This window comes from Streptomyces sp. NPDC031064 (genome assembly GCF_055570965.1).
Genome location: NZ_JBVIGF010000001.1, coordinates 698708 through 714824, shown reverse-complemented (window position 1 = coordinate 714824; position 16117 = coordinate 698708). Strand labels below are relative to the sequence as shown.

The 16117-nt window shown below is 70.8% G+C and carries 11 protein-coding genes and 1 tRNA gene; 7 read left to right on the top strand and 5 right to left on the bottom strand.

Features of this window, described 5'->3' with window-relative positions:
- Nucleotides 1-11 precede the first annotated feature (11 nt).
- From eboE to ACZ46W_RS02915, 3 genes are read left to right on the top strand one after another with little or no spacing between them, the layout of a single operon-like run.
- Nucleotides 12-1211 (top strand): metabolite traffic protein EboE, encoded by a 1200-nt coding sequence (eboE, locus tag ACZ46W_RS02925; protein WP_468330297.1) that lies wholly within the window; start codon nucleotides 12-14, stop codon nucleotides 1209-1211.
- Nucleotides 1208-2602 (top strand): nucleotide pyrophosphatase/phosphodiesterase family protein, encoded by a 1395-nt coding sequence (locus ACZ46W_RS02920; protein WP_468330294.1) that lies wholly within the window; start codon nucleotides 1208-1210, stop codon nucleotides 2600-2602. Before eboE ends, ACZ46W_RS02920 begins: the two co-directional genes overlap by 4 nt.
- 46 nt (nucleotides 2603-2648) lie before the next feature.
- Nucleotides 2649-3692, top strand: coding sequence for a sugar phosphate isomerase/epimerase family protein (locus tag ACZ46W_RS02915; RefSeq protein WP_468330291.1), 1044 nt, complete (start codon nucleotides 2649-2651; stop codon nucleotides 3690-3692).
- 3 nt (nucleotides 3693-3695) lie between these two features.
- On the opposite strand, the gene ACZ46W_RS02910 is transcribed toward ACZ46W_RS02915, so the two are convergent.
- The 4 genes from ACZ46W_RS02910 to ACZ46W_RS02895 all read right to left on the bottom strand — a co-directional run bounded on the left by ACZ46W_RS02910 (nucleotide 3696) and on the right by ACZ46W_RS02895 (nucleotide 10343).
- Nucleotides 3696-5081, bottom strand: coding sequence for an OFA family MFS transporter (locus ACZ46W_RS02910; RefSeq protein WP_468330288.1), 1386 nt, complete (start codon nucleotides 5079-5081; stop codon nucleotides 3696-3698).
- Between the two features lie 184 nt (nucleotides 5082-5265).
- Entirely contained in the window at nucleotides 5266-7404 is a 2139-nt protein-coding gene (locus ACZ46W_RS02905; protein WP_468330285.1) for an acetate--CoA ligase family protein, read from the bottom strand.
- Nucleotides 7405-8634, bottom strand: coding sequence for a formyl-CoA transferase (gene frc, locus ACZ46W_RS02900; protein ID WP_468330282.1), 1230 nt, complete (start codon nucleotides 8632-8634; stop codon nucleotides 7405-7407). It abuts the gene before it with no gap.
- A gap of 14 nt (nucleotides 8635-8648) precedes the next feature.
- Nucleotides 8649-10343, bottom strand: coding sequence for a thiamine pyrophosphate-binding protein (locus ACZ46W_RS02895; RefSeq protein ID WP_468330279.1), 1695 nt, complete (start codon nucleotides 10341-10343; stop codon nucleotides 8649-8651).
- Between the two features lie 154 nt (nucleotides 10344-10497).
- Between ACZ46W_RS02895 and sucC the strand changes: the two genes are divergently transcribed.
- The 3 genes from sucC (at nucleotide 10498) to ACZ46W_RS02880 (ending at nucleotide 14357) form a co-directional block, all read left to right on the top strand.
- Entirely contained in the window at nucleotides 10498-11628 is a 1131-nt protein-coding gene (gene sucC, locus ACZ46W_RS02890) for an ADP-forming succinate--CoA ligase subunit beta (RefSeq protein ID WP_468330276.1), read from the top strand.
- Between the two features lie 11 nt (nucleotides 11629-11639).
- Nucleotides 11640-12521: a succinate--CoA ligase subunit alpha gene (gene sucD, locus ACZ46W_RS02885; RefSeq protein WP_468330273.1), complete on the top strand. Its 882-nt coding sequence runs from the start codon at nucleotides 11640-11642 to the stop codon at nucleotides 12519-12521.
- A gap of 183 nt (nucleotides 12522-12704) precedes the next feature.
- Nucleotides 12705-14357, top strand: coding sequence for an aldehyde dehydrogenase family protein (locus ACZ46W_RS02880; RefSeq protein ID WP_468330270.1), 1653 nt, complete (start codon nucleotides 12705-12707; stop codon nucleotides 14355-14357).
- On the opposite strand, the gene ACZ46W_RS02875 is transcribed toward ACZ46W_RS02880, so the two are convergent.
- Nucleotides 14339-15676 carry a DUF2254 domain-containing protein gene (locus ACZ46W_RS02875; protein WP_468332413.1) on the bottom strand — a complete coding sequence of 446 codons (1338 nt, stop codon included), beginning with the start codon at nucleotides 15674-15676 and terminating at the stop codon, nucleotides 14339-14341. The genes ACZ46W_RS02880 and ACZ46W_RS02875 overlap by 19 nt on opposite strands.
- 193 nt (nucleotides 15677-15869) lie before the next feature.
- On the opposite strand from ACZ46W_RS02875, the gene ACZ46W_RS02870 reads away from it, so the two are divergent.
- Nucleotides 15870-15957, top strand: a tRNA-Leu gene (locus tag ACZ46W_RS02870).
- Nucleotides 15958-16117: the final 160 nt, after the last annotated feature.

Here is a 16117-nt window from a genome sequence, read left to right as displayed (position 1 = left end):
AGGAGCCGGCCATGCGCTTCCGCCACCCGGACGGCTCCACCATCCACCTCGCCTACTGCACCAACGTCCACCCCGCCGAGACCCTCGACGGGGTCCTCGCGCAACTGCGCGACCACTGCGAACCGGTCCGCAAGCGCCTCGGACGCGACCGCCTCGGCATCGGCCTCTGGCTCGCCAAGAACGCCGCCCACGCCCTCACCACCGACCCGGCCGCCCTGCGCGGCCTCCGCGCCGAACTCGACCGCCGCGGCCTGGAAGTCGTCACCCTCAACGGCTTCCCCTACGAAGGCTTCGGCTCCGACCAGGTCAAGTACCGCGTCTACCAACCCGACTGGACCCGCCCCGAGCGCCTGGCCCACACCACCGACCTGGCCCGCCTCCTCGCCGCGCTCCTGCCCGACGACGTCACCGAAGGCTCCATCTCCACCCTGCCCCTCGCCTGGCGCACCTCCTTCGGCACCGCCGCCGCCGACACCGCCCGCACCGCGCTGATCACCCTCGCCGAGCGCCTGGACGCCCTGGAAGACCTCACCGGCAGGTCCATCCGCATCGGCCTCGAACCCGAGCCCGGTTGCGTGATCGAGACCACCGCCGACGCGATCGGCCCGCTCACCGACGTATCAAGCCCGCGCATCGGCATCTGTATCGACACCTGTCATCTCGCCACCTCCTTCGAAAATCCCCACACCGCCCTGGACGCCCTCCTCGCGGCCCGCGTCCCCATCCCCAAGACCCAGCTCTCCGCGGCCCTCCACGCCGAACACCCTCACCGCCCCGACGTACGCGAAGCCCTCGCCGCCTTCGACGAACCCCGCTTCCTCCACCAGACCCGCACCCTTCCCCGAGCTCTTCGAGCAGGGGAGACCCCATCCGCCGCCGGCCTGCGCGGCACCGATGACCTCGCCGAGGCCCTCGGCGGCGAAACCCTCCCCGACGGCGCCCCATGGCGCGCCCACTTCCACGTCCCCCTGCACAGCCCCCCGGCCGTGCCCCTCACCTCCACCCTTCCCGTGCTCCAGGACACCCTGGCCCGGCTCGTCGGCGGTCCCGTCCCGCACACCCGCCACCTCGAAGTCGAGACCTACACCTGGCAAGCCCTCCCGCCCGACCTCCGCCCCCGCACCCGAGGCCGGCTCGCCGACGGCATCGCCGCCGAACTCAGTCTCGCCCGCGACCTCCTCACCGACCTCGGCCTCAAGGAACTGCCATGAACCGGCCCACCCCCCTCCTGGTCCTGGACGTCGTCGGCCTCACCCCGCAGCTCCTCGACCACATGCCCCACCTCAAGCGGCTCGCCCAGTCCGGCTCCCACGCCCCGCTCGGCACCGTCCTGCCCGCCGTCACCTGCGCCGCCCAGTCCACGTTCCTCACCGGCACCCTCCCCTCCGAACACGGCATCGTCGGCAACGGCTGGTATTTCCGCGAACTCGGCGACGTCCTGCTGTGGCGGCAGCACAACGGACTCGTCTCGGGCGACAAACTCTGGGACGCCGCACGCCGCGCCCACCCCGGCTACACCGTCGCCAACATCTGCTGGTGGTACGCCATGGGCGCCGACACCGACATCACCGTCACCCCCCGTCCCGTGTACTACGCCGACGGCCGCAAGGAACCCGACTGCTACACCCGGCCCCCGGCCCTGCACGACGAACTCACCGACAGACTCGGCACCTTCCCCCTCTTCCACTTCTGGGGCCCCGGCGCCGACATCGTCTCCAGCCAGTGGATCACCGACGCCACCCGCCACATCCTTCGCACCCGCACCCCCGACCTCGCCCTGTGCTACCTCCCGCATCTCGACTACGACCTCCAGCGCTACGGCCCCGACGACCCGCGCTCCCACCGCGCCGCCGCCGACCTCGACGCGGTGATGGCCCCCCTCCTCGACGACGCGAGGGCCGAGGGCCGCACCGTCGTCGCCCTCTCCGAATACGGCATCACCCGGGTGAACCGGCACGTCGACATCAACCGCGCCCTGCGCCGCGCCGGCCTGCTCGAAGTCCACACCCAGGACGGCATGGAGTACCTCGACCCCATGGCCTCCCGGGCGTTCGCCGTCGCCGACCACCAGATCGCCCACGTCTACGTACGACACCCCGAGAACCCCGAGAATCTGGCCGCCGCCCGCGAGGCCCTCGCCGGAGTACCCGGCATCGAGACGCTCCTCGACGACGAGGGCAAGAAGGCCCACGGACTGGACCACCCCCGCTCGGGCGAGCTCGTCGCCATCGCCGGGCCCGACGCCTGGTTCACGTACTACTACTGGCTCGACGACGCACGCGCGCCCGACTTCGCCCAGCTCGTCGAAATCCACCGCAAACCCGGCTACGACCCCGTCGAGCTGTTCATGGATCCCCTCGACCCCTACGTACGGCTCAAGGCGGCCACGGCGATCGCCCGCAAGAAGCTGGGCATGCGCTACCGCATGCGGGTCGTGCCCCTCGACCCCTCACCTATTCGGGGCAGCCATGGCCGCCTCCCCACGAGCGACGACAGTGACACCGGGCCACTCATCCTGTGCTCCACCCCCCGCGCGCTACCGGGCCGCGTCGCGGCCACCGATGTGAAGTCCCTGCTGCTTCAACTCGCCGGTCTCCACTGACCTGACTTCAGTGAAGCAGACGCACCGACAACGAGGAGTTATCCACATGCCGCGCACGACCAGGACCACCGACCCCGAGCTCGCGCACAAGCTCAGCAGACGCGACATGCTCGGTGTCGCCGCCGGTGCCACCGCCGCCGCCCTCCTCGGCGGCACCACGACAGCCGCCTCGGCCGCCGAGGCCACCGCCCCGAGCAGCGGCCACGGCCGCCCCGTCCTGCCCCCCGGACGCCTGGGCATCCAGCTCTACTCGCTGCGCGACAAGGTCTCCACCCTCGGCTTCGCCAAGGTCTTCGAGGAACTGCGGCGCTTCGGCTACGACGAGGTCGAGTACGCCGGATACTCCCAGGGCTCCGCCGGCCCCATCACCCTCGCCCAGCTCCGGCGGCTCACCCGCGACCACGGCCTGCGCGCCATCGGCAGCCACGTCGGCTACTACTCCTCCGACCCCAAGGCGTACACCTTCGCCCAGAACCTGACGAAAGTCCTCGACGACGCCCAGGCCCTCGGCCTGAAGCACATCGGCACCGCCTCCGGCCCCTGGCGCTACGGCGCCACCGTCGACGGCTGGAAGCGCTGCGCCGAGGAGTTCAACCACTACGGCGCCGAGGCGAAGAAGCGCGGCATGAAGTTCTACCAGCACAACCACGCCGAGGAGTTCTCCTTCGCCACCGACCGGCCCGACGTCCGCCTCTACGACGTGCTCCTCGCCGAGACCGACCCCGACCTCGTCTACCTGGAGATGGACATCTACTGGGCGTACGCCGGGCAGTTCCGGTTCGGCAAGCGCGCCGACGGTACGCCCGCGCCCTTCGACCCCCTGGCCTACGTACTGAAGCAGCCCGACCGCTACCCGCTCTTCCACGTCAAGGACGGCGAACGCGACGACTCCGCCCGCGACGGCTACCGGATGGTGGACGTCGGGGACGGAGACATCGACTACCAGCGTTTCATCTCGGCGGTCACCCGGACCCACGGCGGTCGGCGCGACCACCACTGGCAGGCCGAACACGACAACCCGGCCGAGTCCTTCACCTTCGCGCGCAAGTCCAGCGCACACCTGCACTCGCTGCGCGACAAGGACTGCTAGGACCTAGCCATCCCGGCTGATCGGTCGCGGGTTCGCCTTGATGTGGCGGGCCCGCGGCCGCCCCGGCGGGTGCAGGAACAGCGCCACGCAGCCGGCGAACAGCGAGATCGAACCCGCCAGGACGAAGGCGCCGCCGTAGCCCCAGGCGCCCACCACCACGGCGCCCATGCCGGAGCCGAGGAGTCCCGACACCAGCTTCGAGCTGTAGACCAGCCCGTAGTTGGAGGCGTTGTTGTTCTCCCCGAAGTAGTCCGCCGTCATCGCCGCGAACATCGGGAATATCGCACCGCCGCCGAACCCGGAGATGCTGGAGAACAGCAGGAACAGCGGCAGGTTGCCGATGTTGCCGGCGAGCAGGATCCCGTACTGCGACAGACCCAGCACGACGCAGACGAAGATCAGGCACTGCTTGCGCCCGTACCGGTCCGACAACCAGCCGATGACCCCGCGCCCCGTGCCGTTCACGATCGCCTTCAGGGACATCGCCGTCGCCACGATGCCCCCGGCGAACCCGGCCTCGTCACCGAACGGCACCTGGAAGGCGATACCGAAGATGTTCACCCCGGACGTACACAACAGGCAGAACCACATCAGGGCCACCCGGCCCGTCTGCCAGGCCTCCTTGGGCGTGTACTGCTTCACGGCCGGCGGGTTCTTCTCCAGCGCGCGCCGCGCCCGTGGGTCGTCGGGCTTCTTCAGCGGGTCGACCTCGGCCGGCCACCAGTTCTTCGGCGGGTCCTGGAAGAAGTGCCCGGCGACCGCCACCGTCGCCGCCAGGAACAGCCCGACCGACACCAGGACCCAACGGAAGTTGGTCAGGTCCATGTACCCGGTGAAGATGAAGACGAAGGGCACCGAACCATAGGCGAAGCCACCGTTGACGAAGCCCGTCTTGCCGCCCTTGCGCTCCGGATACCACTTGCCGACCATGTTCACACAGGTCGCGTAGACCATGCCCGCGCCCATGCCGCTGAACATGCCGAAACCGACGTACGCCACGATGACGTGCGGCGCGAACGCGAGCGAGAGGTAGCCGAGCAGGGTGCCCAGCGCGCCCAGCATCATCGCCCACCGCGCCGGCAGCCTCCCGCTCTCGCGCAGCTTGCCCGCCGGGAACGCCACCGCGGCCTGGAAGAAGACCCACACCCCGAGCATCCAGAAGATGTGCTGACTGCTCCAACTGTGCGCCGTGTGCAGGGTCTCCTCGGCGGACGCGAACGCGTACTCCGCCGAGCTGATGCCCATCATGCCGACCCACGGCAGGATGACCATCCATTTGCGCTTGCGGCCCATGATGTCGACATCGGACTCGCCGATGCGGTACACGCGGCCGTTGGCGTCCGTCACCTCCCTGTAGGGGACGGGCGTGGAGATGTGTGTTGTCGCCATGTCGATCGAACCCCTTGCGTCGAAGAAGCCAGGCCAGCGCCCCCTGTCCGTACTTCTCGTGCGGGGGCCCGCAACGAGCGGTGTCCGCGGGCCCCGTCGGGTCGAGCCGTCACTCAGCCCATCGACCACCGCCCCGCCCGCCGCACGGTGCCCGCACGGGCGGCCCGGCCCGCGATCCCGGCCGTCACAGCAGCCCCGCGGCACGGGCCCAGCGGTACTTGGCACCCAGGACCGCGACGGGCTTCTCCGTGGTGTAGGGGTACGCCACGACACCCCGCTCGAAGAGGTACTGGCACGCCTCCTCGACCTCGACATCGCCCGCGAGCGACGCCACGACCGGTTTCTCGACGCCCTTCGCCCGGAAATCCGCCACCACGCGCGCGGTGAGCTCCGCGAACACCATGGGGGGAGTGACGATGGTGTGCCAGTAACCCAGAACCAGCGCGTGGATGCGCGGGTCCTCCAGGCCCAGCCGGATCGTCGCCTCGTACGTCGAAGGGGGCTCGCCTCCCGTGATGTCGATCGGGTTGCCGGCCGCCCCGAAGGGCGGGATGAACGCCTTGAAGGCGGCGTCGAGGTCGTCCGGGATCTCCATCAGGGACAGCCCGTTGTCGACGATGGCGTCGGACAGCAGCACCCCTGAACCGCCCGCCCCGGTGATGACGACGACGTTGTCGCCCTTGGGCGCCGGCAGGACGGGCAGCGCCCGGGCGTACTCCAGCATCTCGTTCAGCCCCGGCGCCCGGATGACACCCGCCTGCCGCAGGATGTCGTCGTACACCGCGTCGTCGCCCGCCAGGGCGCCGGTGTGCGAGCCGGCCGCCTTGGCGCCCGCGCTCGTACGGCCCGCCTTCAGCACCACCACCGGCTTCCTGGGCACGGTTTCCCGGGCGGCCTCCACAAAGGCGCGGCCGTCCTTGAGGTCCTCCAAATGCATGGCGATGCACTCGGTGTTGGGGTCCTCGCCGAACCAGGTGAGCAGGTCGTCCTCGTCGATGTCCGACTTGTTGCCCAGCCCGACGATCGCCGACACGCCCGTGCGCGTGGTGCGGGCGAACCCGAGGATCGCCATCCCGATGCCACCGGACTGGGAGGTCAGCGCCACGCCGCCCTTCACGTCGTACGGCGTGCAGAACGTGGCGCACAGGTCCTGCCAGGTCGAGTAGTAGCCGTAGATGTTCGGCCCCAGCAGCCGGATGCCGTGGCGCTGCGCGATCGCCACGATCTCGGCCTGCAACGCGTGTTCACCGGTCTCGGCGAACCCCGAGGGGATCAGTACGGCGTTGGGCACGCCCTTGCGCCCCACCTCCTCCAGCGCCGCGGCGACAAAACGTGCGGGGATCGCGAAGACCGCCACATCCACCTCACCGGGAACGTCCGTGACACTCTTGTACGCCTTGCGGCCCAGAATGTCATCGGCCTTGGGGTTCACCGGATGGATCTCGCCCGGGAAGCCGCCGTCGATGAGGTTGCGCATCACCGAATTGCCGATCTTCCCCTGCTCGTTGGACGCACCGATCACGGCCACCGCACGCGGCTGCATCAGCCGCCGCATCGAACGGAGGATCTCCTCCCGGCCGTACCGGCGCCGCGGCTCCGGCGCGCCGCCCTCGGCGAGGATGACCCGGATGTCCGCCGCCACCGCCCCCTCCGGTGTGACGATCACCGGGTTCAGGTCCACCTCGGCGACCTCGGGGAAGTCCGTCACCAGGCGGGACACCCGGCGGATCTGCTCGGCGACCGCCCACCGGTCCACCGGCGCGGCGCCCCGCACCCCCCGCAGCACCTCCGCCGCGCGGATCGAGTCGAGCATCGAGGCCGCCTCGTCCGCGTCCACCGGCGCCAGCCGGAAGGTCACGTCCTTGAGCACCTCGACCAACACCCCGCCCAGCCCGAAGGCGACGACCTTCCCGAACGTCGGGTCCGTCACCGCCCCGACGATGACCTCCTGGCCCGGCGGCAGCATCTGCTGCACCTGGACGCCGTCGACGCGGGCGTCCGGCGCGTACGCCTTCGCGTTCCCGACGATCCGGCGGAACGCCGACCGGACCTCCGCAGCGCCCTCGACCCCGACGATCACCCCGCCCGCATCGGTTTTGTGGAGGATGTCGGGGGAAACAATCTTGAGGACGACCTTGCCGCCGAGCCGGCCGGCGGCGGCCACCGCCGCCTCCACATCCCGCGCCAGCACCTCACCGGGCACGGCGATCCCGTACGCGTCGGCCACCGCCTTGCCCTCGGGCGCGGTCAGCGCGGTGCGCCCCTCGGCCCGCACGGTGTCCAGCACCGCCCGTACGGCATCCTTGTCGAAGACATCAGTCACTCAGATCACCCCGGTCGTCTTCAGCAGCCGCAGCTCCTCGTCGCCGAGACCGAGCTCACCGACGTACACCTCTTCGTTGTGCTCACCGAGCAGCGGCGAGGTGACCACCTCGACCGGGGAGTCGGAGAGCTTGAGCGGCGAGCCGACCGTGGTGAACGTGCCGCGCTGCGGGTGCGGGACCTCGACGACCATCTCGTTGGCGACCAGCGAGGCGTCCTCGATGATCTCCCTGGTGGAAAGGATGGGCCCGCACGGGATGTTGTGGGCGTTGAGCTTCTCCAGCACCTCCCACTTGGGCAGCGAGGCGGACCACTCCTCGATCAACTGGAACATCTTGCCCAGCTTCGGCAGCCGGGCCTCGGGCGTCGCCCACTCGGGGTCCTCGGCCAGCTCCGGCCGGCCGATCAGCCCGCAGATCGGGGCCCACCCGACCGGCTGGACGATGACGTACACGTAGTCGTTGGGCCCGCCGGGCGCGCACTTGACCGCCCAGCCGGGCTGGCCGCCACCGGAAGCGTTTCCCGACCGGGGAACTTCCTCGCCGAAGTCCTCGTTGGGATATTCAGCCAGCGGGCCGTGCGCCAGGCGCTGCTGGTCCCGCAGCTTCACCCGGCACAGATTCAGCACGGCGTGCTGCATCGCCACCTGCACACGCTGCCCGCGCCCCGTGTTCTCGCGCTGGAACAACGCGGCGAGGATGCCCGCCACCGCGTGGACACCCGTTCCCGAGTCCCCGATCTGGGCGCCCGTCGCCAGCGGCGGGCCGTCCTCGAAACCGGTGGTGGACATCGAGCCACCCATGGCCTGTGCGACGACCTCGTACGCCTTGAAGTTGGTGTACGGGCCCTCGCCGAACCCCTTGATGGAGGCATAGACGATACGCGGATTGATCTCCTGGATGCGGTCCCAGGTGAAGCCCATGCGGTCCACCGCGCCCGGGCCGAAGTTCTCCACCATCACATCGGACCGGCGGATCAGCTCGGTGAGCAGCTCCTTGCCGCGCTCGGTCTTGGTGTTGAGGGTGATGCTCCGCTTGTTGCAGTTGAGCATGGTGAAGTAGAGCGAGTCGACGTCCGGGATGTCACGCAGTTGCTTGCGCGTGATGTCACCGCTCGGTGCCTCCAGCTTCACCACGTCCGCACCCAGCCACGCCAGCAACTGTGTGGCGGACGGGCCGGACTGCACATGCGTCATGTCGAGGACGCGGATGCCCTCAAGAGCCTTGGTCATGACCGGCTCGCTCCTCACTTGTACATGGTCTGGTTCATGGTTCCGGGGGCGTACGCGTCCGGGTCGACCCAGACGTTGATGAGCGAGGGCTTCCCGGACTCGCGGGCGCGCCGCAGCGCCGGGGCGATGTCGGCGGGGTCGCGCACCTCCTCGCCGTAACCGCCCAGCATCCGGGCGAACTTGTCGTAGTGGACGTCGCCGAGGGTGTTGCCGACCCGCTCGCGCTCCTGGCCGTACTTCTGGGCCTGGCCGTAGCGGATCTGGTTCATGGAGGAGTTGTTGCCGACGATGCCGACGAAGGGGAGGTTGTAGCGGACGAGCGTTTCGAAGTCCCATCCGGTGAGCGAGAACGCGCCGTCGCCGAAGAGCGCCACGACCTCCTTGTCGGGCCGTGCCTGCTTGGCGGCCAGGACGAAGGGGATGCCGACGCCGAGCGTGCCCAGCGGTCCCGGGTCCATCCAGTGCCCGGGGGACTTGGGCTGCACCACCTGTCCGGAGAAGGTGACGATGTCGCCGCCGTCACCGATGTATACGGAGTCCTCGGTGAGGAAGTCGTTGATCTCGCTGACCAGCCGGTACGGGTGGATGGGGGAGGCGTCGGACCTGAGCTGCGGCAGCCGCTTCTCCAGGGCGGTCTGCTCGGCGGCCCGCAGCTCCTCCAGCCAGGCCTTGCGCCGCACGGCGCCGCCGTTGAGCCGGCCGGACGCCGCCTGGCCGGCGGCGGCGAGGATCAGCCCGGGGTCGCCGACGATCCCCAGGTCGATGTCCCGGTTCTTGCCCACCGTCCGGTAGTCCAGGTCGATCTGCACCACCGTCGCGTCCGGCGAAAGCCGCTTGCCGTATCCCATCCGGAAGTCGAACGGCGTTCCCACGATGACGATGACGTCGGCGTTGGAGAAGGCGTAACGCCGCGAGAGCTGGAAGTGGTGCGGGTCGCCGGGCGGCAGCGTGCCGCGCCCGGCGCCGTTCATGTACGCGGGGATGTTCAGGGCGCGGACGAGTTCGATGGCCGCGTCCGTCGCGCGGGTCGTCCACACCTGGCTGCCCAGCAGGATCGCCGGCTTCTCGGCGTGCACCAGCAGGTCGGCCAGTTTCTCGACCGCCTCCGGGTCGCCGGCGCTTCGCGTGGAGGCCCGGTAGTGGCCGGGCTTGGGCACGCGCGCCTTGTCCACCGGGACGGTCGCGTCCAGCACATCGCGCGGGATCTCCAGGAACGACGGCCCGGGCGCCCCGTGGTAGCACTCGCGGAAGGCCATCGACACCATGTCGGCGGCCCGCGCCGTGTCCGGTACGGTCGCGGCGAACTTGGTGATGGGCGTCATCATGTCGACGTGCGGCAGGTCCTGCAGCGAGCCCATCTTGTGCTGGGTGTGCGCGCCCTGGCCGCCGATCAGCAGCATGGGCGACTCGGCGCGGAAGGCGTTGGCGACCCCGGTCACCGCGTCGGTCGTGCCGGGCCCGGCGGTGACCACGGCGCACCCCGGCTTCCCCGTGATGCGGGCGTACCCGTCGGCGGCGTGGGCGGCCACCTGCTCGTGGCGTACGTCGACGACCTCGATGCCCTCGTCGACGCAACCGTCGTAGATGTCGATGATGTGGCCGCCGCAGAGCGTGTAGATGACGTCGACCCCCTCCGCCTTGAGGGCCTTGGCGACCAGATGTCCACCGGAGATGCGGTCCTGGCTGCGGTCCTGGCTGTCGTCGGGCATGGCGAAGTCCTGTCCCTTCGTAGGGGATTGAGGGCTGGGGAGGCAGATTGCATACAGTCGACGAATACTGTATGAACCTTGTTATCCCGCATCCGGTGGGAGGTGTCCAGGGGGCGTACGGCACTTTCATCGACGCGATCGACAGGAGTCCGCAATGGACCTGTACGAGCACCAGGCAAGGGAACTCTTCAAGGACCACGGCATCCCCGTGCCCGACGCGGCCGTCGTCGACCACCCGCGCGAGGCCCGCCGCGCCGCCGAACTCCTCGGCGGGCGCGTGGTCGTGAAGGCCCAGGTGAAGACCGGCGGCCGCGGCAAGGCGGGCGGGGTCAAGCCCGCCGCGGACCCCGCGGCAGCGGAACTGACCACACGCCAGATCCTCGGCATGGACATCAAGGGCCACACCGTACGCAGCGTCATGCTCGCCCGGCCCGTGGACATCGCCGCCGAGTTCTACATCGGCTACGTCCTCGACCGCGCCGCCGGCCGCTTCCTCGCCATCGCCTCCGCCGAAGGGGGCATGGACATCGAGGAGGTCGCCGCCACCCGCCCCGAGGCCGTCGTCCGCATCCCCGTCGACCCGGCCGAAGGCGTCACCCACACCAAGGCCGCCGAGATCGCCGCCTCGGCCCGCCTCCCCGCCGAGGCCGCCGGCATCCTCCAGGGACTCTGGCAGGTCCTCGTCGGCGAGGACGCCCTGCTCGTCGAAGTCAACCCGCTCGTCCGCACCACCGACGGCCGGCTCCTCGCCCTCGACGGCAAGGTCACCCTCGACGACAACGCCCGGTTCCGCCGGAGCCGCTGGGGCGACGCCCCGGCCGACCCGGCCACCGACCCCCTGGAGGAGGCCGCGGCCGCCAAGGGCCTCAACTACGTCAAGCTCGACGGGCAGGTGGGCGTCATCGGCAACGGCGCCGGCCTCGTCATGTCGACCCTCGACGTCGTCGCCGGCTGCGGCGCCCGCCCCGCCAACTTCCTCGACATCGGCGGCGGAGCGTCCGCCCAGGTCATGGCCGACGGCCTGAACCTCATCCTGGCCGACACGGACGTACGCAGCGTCCTCGTCAACGTCTTCGGCGGCATCACCGCATGCGACGCCGTCGCCGACGGCATCGTCCAGGCCCTCGAAAGCGTCCGCCTCACCAGACCGCTCGTCGTCCGCCTCGACGGCAACAACGCCACCCGAGGCCGCGCCATCCTCGACGCCCGGGCCCACCCCCTCGTCGAACAGGCCACCACCATGGACGCCGCCGCCCGCCGGGCCGCCGAACTGGCCACCACCTGAAGGGACCCGACATGGCCGTCTTCCTCACCAAGGAGAGCAAGGTCCTCGTCCAGGGCATGACCGGCGCCGAGGGCATGAAGCACACCCGCCGCATGCTCGCCGCCGGCACCGACATCGTCGGCGGCGTCAACCCACGCAAAGCGGGCCGGTCCGTCGACCTCGGCGCCCGTACGGTCCCCGTCTTCGGCTCCGTACGCGAGGCCATGGCCACCACCGGCGCCGACGTCACCGTCGTCTTCGTACCGCCCCCGTTCGCCAAGGCGGCCGTCACCGAAGCCGCCGACGCCGGGATCGGCCTCGCGGTCGTCATCACCGAGGGCATCCCCGTCCACGACGCGGTCGTCTTCCAGGCATACGCGAACCGGCGCGGCACCCGCGTCATCGGCCCCAACTGCCCCGGCCTCATCAGCCCCGGCCAGTCCAACGCCGGCATCATCCCGGCCGACATCGCCCCCAAACCCGGACCCATCGGCCTGGTCTCCAAGTCCGGCACGCTCACCTACCAGCTCATGCACGAGCTGCGGGACACCGGCTTCTCCTCGGCCGTCGGCATCGGCGGCGACCCGGTGATCGGCACGACCCACATCGACTGCCTCACCGCGTACGAGGCGGACCCCGACACCGAACTCATCGTCCTCATCGGTGAGATCGGTGGCGACGCCGAGGAGCGCGCCGCGGCCCACATCGCCGCGCACATCACCAAACCCGTCATCGCCTACATCGCCGGCTTCACCGCCCCGGAAGGCAAGACCATGGGCCACGCGGGCGCCATCGTCTCCGGCTCCACCGGCACCGCCCAGGCGAAGAAGCAGGCCCTCGAAGCCGCCGGCGTCCACGTCGGTGCCACTCCGACCGAAACGGCCCGCCTGGTCCTCAAGCACCTGCCCGGCTGACCCGGCCGCCCGCCGCCGAAGCGCCCCGCCACACCCCCCCGCTGCACCCCCCCGGCCAGGGCCCACGCGCGCGTGCGGGCGCCTCCCGCCGCGTAGCGCCTCCGGTCCTACGCGCCTCCTGTCCTACGCGCGCGTGCCGGCGCCCCCTCCCCGCGCAGCGATCCCCCAGAGCGGAGACTCTCCATGGCACCCACCACCCCAGCCACTCCCGCTACCCCCAACGACCCCACCCACCTCACCGACCCCACCAACGACGTCACCAACCCCACCGACGCCCCCACCAACCCCACTCACCCCACCACCCTCACGCTCAAACCCGGCACCGCCTGGTCCGACGCGTGGCGGCGCTGCCTCACCACCGCCCCCGAGGCCTTCCGGGACGACGACCGCGTCCTCAACCACTGGAACGGGGCCTGGCGGCCCGACGGCCGCGCCCTTCCCGCCACCAGTCCGGTCGACGGCAGCCCCATCGCCGGCCCGCCGCGCCTCGACGCGGCCACCGCGCACCGGGCCGTCCGGGCGGCCCTCGACGAGCACCGGGCCTGGCGGCACATTCCGCTGCCCGAGCGCCGGGCCCGGGTCAGCGCCACGCTCGACGCCCTCACCGAGCACCGGGACCTGCTCGCCCTCCTCCTCGTCTGGGAGATCGGCAAGCCCTGGCGGCTCGCCCGGGCCGACGTCGACCGGGCCATCGACGGCATCAGGTGGTACGTGGACGGCATCGAACCCATGCTGGAGGGCCGCGCCCCGCTGGACGGCCCCGTCTCCAACATCGCGAGCTGGAACTACCCGATGTCCGTCCTGGTCCACGCCATGCTCGTCCAGGCACTGGCCGGCAACGCGGTGATCGCCAAGACCCCCACCGACGGCGGACTCGCCTGCCTGACCCTCGCCTCGGCGCTCGCCGCCCGCGAAGGCATCCCGATCACCCTCCTCAGCGGCAGCGGCGGCGAGCTCTCCGACCCGCTCGTCCGTGCCCCCGAGATCGGCTGCGTCTCCTTCGTCGGCGGCCGCGACACCGGAGCCCGGATCGCCACCGCCATGGCCGATCTCGGCAAACGGCACATCCTCGAACAGGAGGGCCTCAACACTTGGGGCGTCTGGAACCACACGGACTGGCCGGCGCTCGCCGCCGTCATTCCCAAGCTCTTCGACTACGGCAAGCAACGCTGCACCGCCTACCCGCGCTTCGTCGTCCAGCGGGACCTGTTCGCCGACTTCCTCGCCGTCTACCTGCCCGCCGTCCGCTCCCTCCGCATCGGCCACCCCCTCGCCGTCGAGCACCCCGACGACCCGCTCCCCGCCCTGGACTTCGGCCCGCTCATCAACGTGGCCAAGGCCAAGGAGCTCGCCGACCAGGTGGCCGAGGCCATCGACCGGGGCGCCGTCCCGCTCCACCGGGGCTCCCTCGCGGACGGCCGCTTCCTCCCGGGCCAGGACACCTCCGCGTACCTCCCCCCGGTCACCCTCCTGAACCCGCCCCCGCCCTCCCCGCTCCACCACGCCGAGCCCTTCGGCCCGGTCGACACGATCGTCCTCGTCGACACGGAGGCCGAACTGCTCGCCGCGATGAACGCCTCCAACGGCGCCCTCGTCGCCACCCTCTCCACCGACGACGACGCCACCTACGCCCGGCTGGCCCCCCAGATCCGCGCCTTCAAGACCGGCCACGGCGTCCCCCGCTCCCGTGGCGACCGCGATGAACTGTTCGGCGGCTTCGGCGCCTCCTGGCGCGGTGCCTTCGTCGGCGGTGAACTCCTCGTCAAGGCCGTCACCCAGGGCCCGCCCGGTGAACGCCTGCCCGGCAACTTCCCCGACTACCGCCTGATGCCCTGAGTCCCCGACCGGCCGATGCCCTGCCGGTCGGGCTCCAGCGCGAACACCCGGTCGGCGGGCTGCGCCACCGCACGCTCCACGGCCTGTTCGAGAAGCGCGCGGTGGCGCAGCAGCGACTCGCGCCGCCCCTCGGGCGCGAGCAGCAGCAGGTCGTCGATGCCGGCCAGCATCCGCCGCGTGACCTGGGCGCTGCCCACCGCGTACGCCCTCAGTTCGGCGAACCCCAGATCGACCAGGTCGTCCCAGCCCGGCACGTCCTGGACCAGCCGCACCGCGCCCCGCCGGTCGCGGTGGAGCACGGTACCCAGGGGCCGCGGCGCCACGGCCGCCAGGAACTGCACGATCCGGTCGAGGCACTGCACCGCCGTCGTCGGATCGTTCACCGCCGTCGACATGGCGCGCAGCGCGATGTCCACCAACTGCCGCAGCCCGAGCGCCACGTCCTGGTGGAACGTCCGGTCCACCCCCACCGAAACCGAAGCCGACATCGCCGACCACACCCCGCCCGATCCCGGCGCCCGACCGCCGTGCACGGCCAGCACCGGCGTACCCGGCACCACGTAGTCCCCGATGCGCGGCATCAGCCGGAGCACCACGTCCTGCCGCCGCGCCAGCCGAACCAGCCGCGCCACGTCCACATCGCGCAGCACCCCGGCCCGGCCCCGGTGCACCACCCGCCCCGTCTCGGGCGGCAGCGCCGCCGCCTCGGGCTCACCGGCCGACTGCCGCAGCAGCACCGTCAACGCCTCCCGGGTGATCCGGTCCACGACCGGCCCGACCTGCATCAGCCGCAGCGTGGTCGTCACGTACGCGATGAACAGCAGCAGGCTCAGCCCCACCAGCACCAGCGTGACCACCGACTGCACCAGGGGTACGGCCGTGATCCGCTCCGGGTCCGTCTCGCTCTCGTACGACGTCATCACCAGCAGCGAGAACAGGAACGTCGACAGGAACACCGTCAACGTCAGCTTGCTGATCCGGCTCCGCACGAAGATCCGCACCACCCGCGGGGTGAGCTGCCCGCTGGCCATCTGCACCGCCACCAGCGAGATGCTGAAGACGACACCGATGAACGTCATCATCGCCTGGCTGACCGTCGTCACGATGGTCTTGGCGTCCTCGGCGATCGCGGTGAGATCGCCGATCTCGTCGTACGCCCGCCGCTCCCTCAGGTGGTCGACGATCGCGGCATCGATACTCGCGGCCGCCCCCCACAGCACGATCACGCACACCAGCCCGGCGGTCGGCGCGAACCAGAAGGTGTCCCGCAGGTGCTCCCGCAGCGGGGACAGCACCCGGGGCCTGCGGTGTTCCGGCACAAAACTCACGCCCGCACGCTATCCTCACGCTGCGTTCGGGCATGGAGACGCTGCGTGTGTGTCGCGGGCGCGGACCCGCCGACGGCCCGCCCCGGCCGCCTGACCACGGGATATGCGGGTGAAGGGCACCTCGAACCCCTGGTAGAGTTATCCATGTCGCCGCGGGGAACACCCCGCGAACGGCAGACACCTTGTCCGGGTGGCGGAATGGCAGACGCGCTAGCTTGAGGTGCTAGTGCCCTTTATCGGGCGTGGGGGTTCAAGTCCCCCCTCGGACACCACTGAAATGCTGGTCGGGAGCGATCTCGGCCAGCATTTCGCGTTGTGCGGGCCGGCACGTCATGCCGCAGCCCGAGCGCGCGCCAGAGGCGCTCCTTCTCGTCCTTCGTCAGCGCTGCGAAGCATGCCCGCCACGTCGAGTACGTCCGGCTTCCTGCTCGG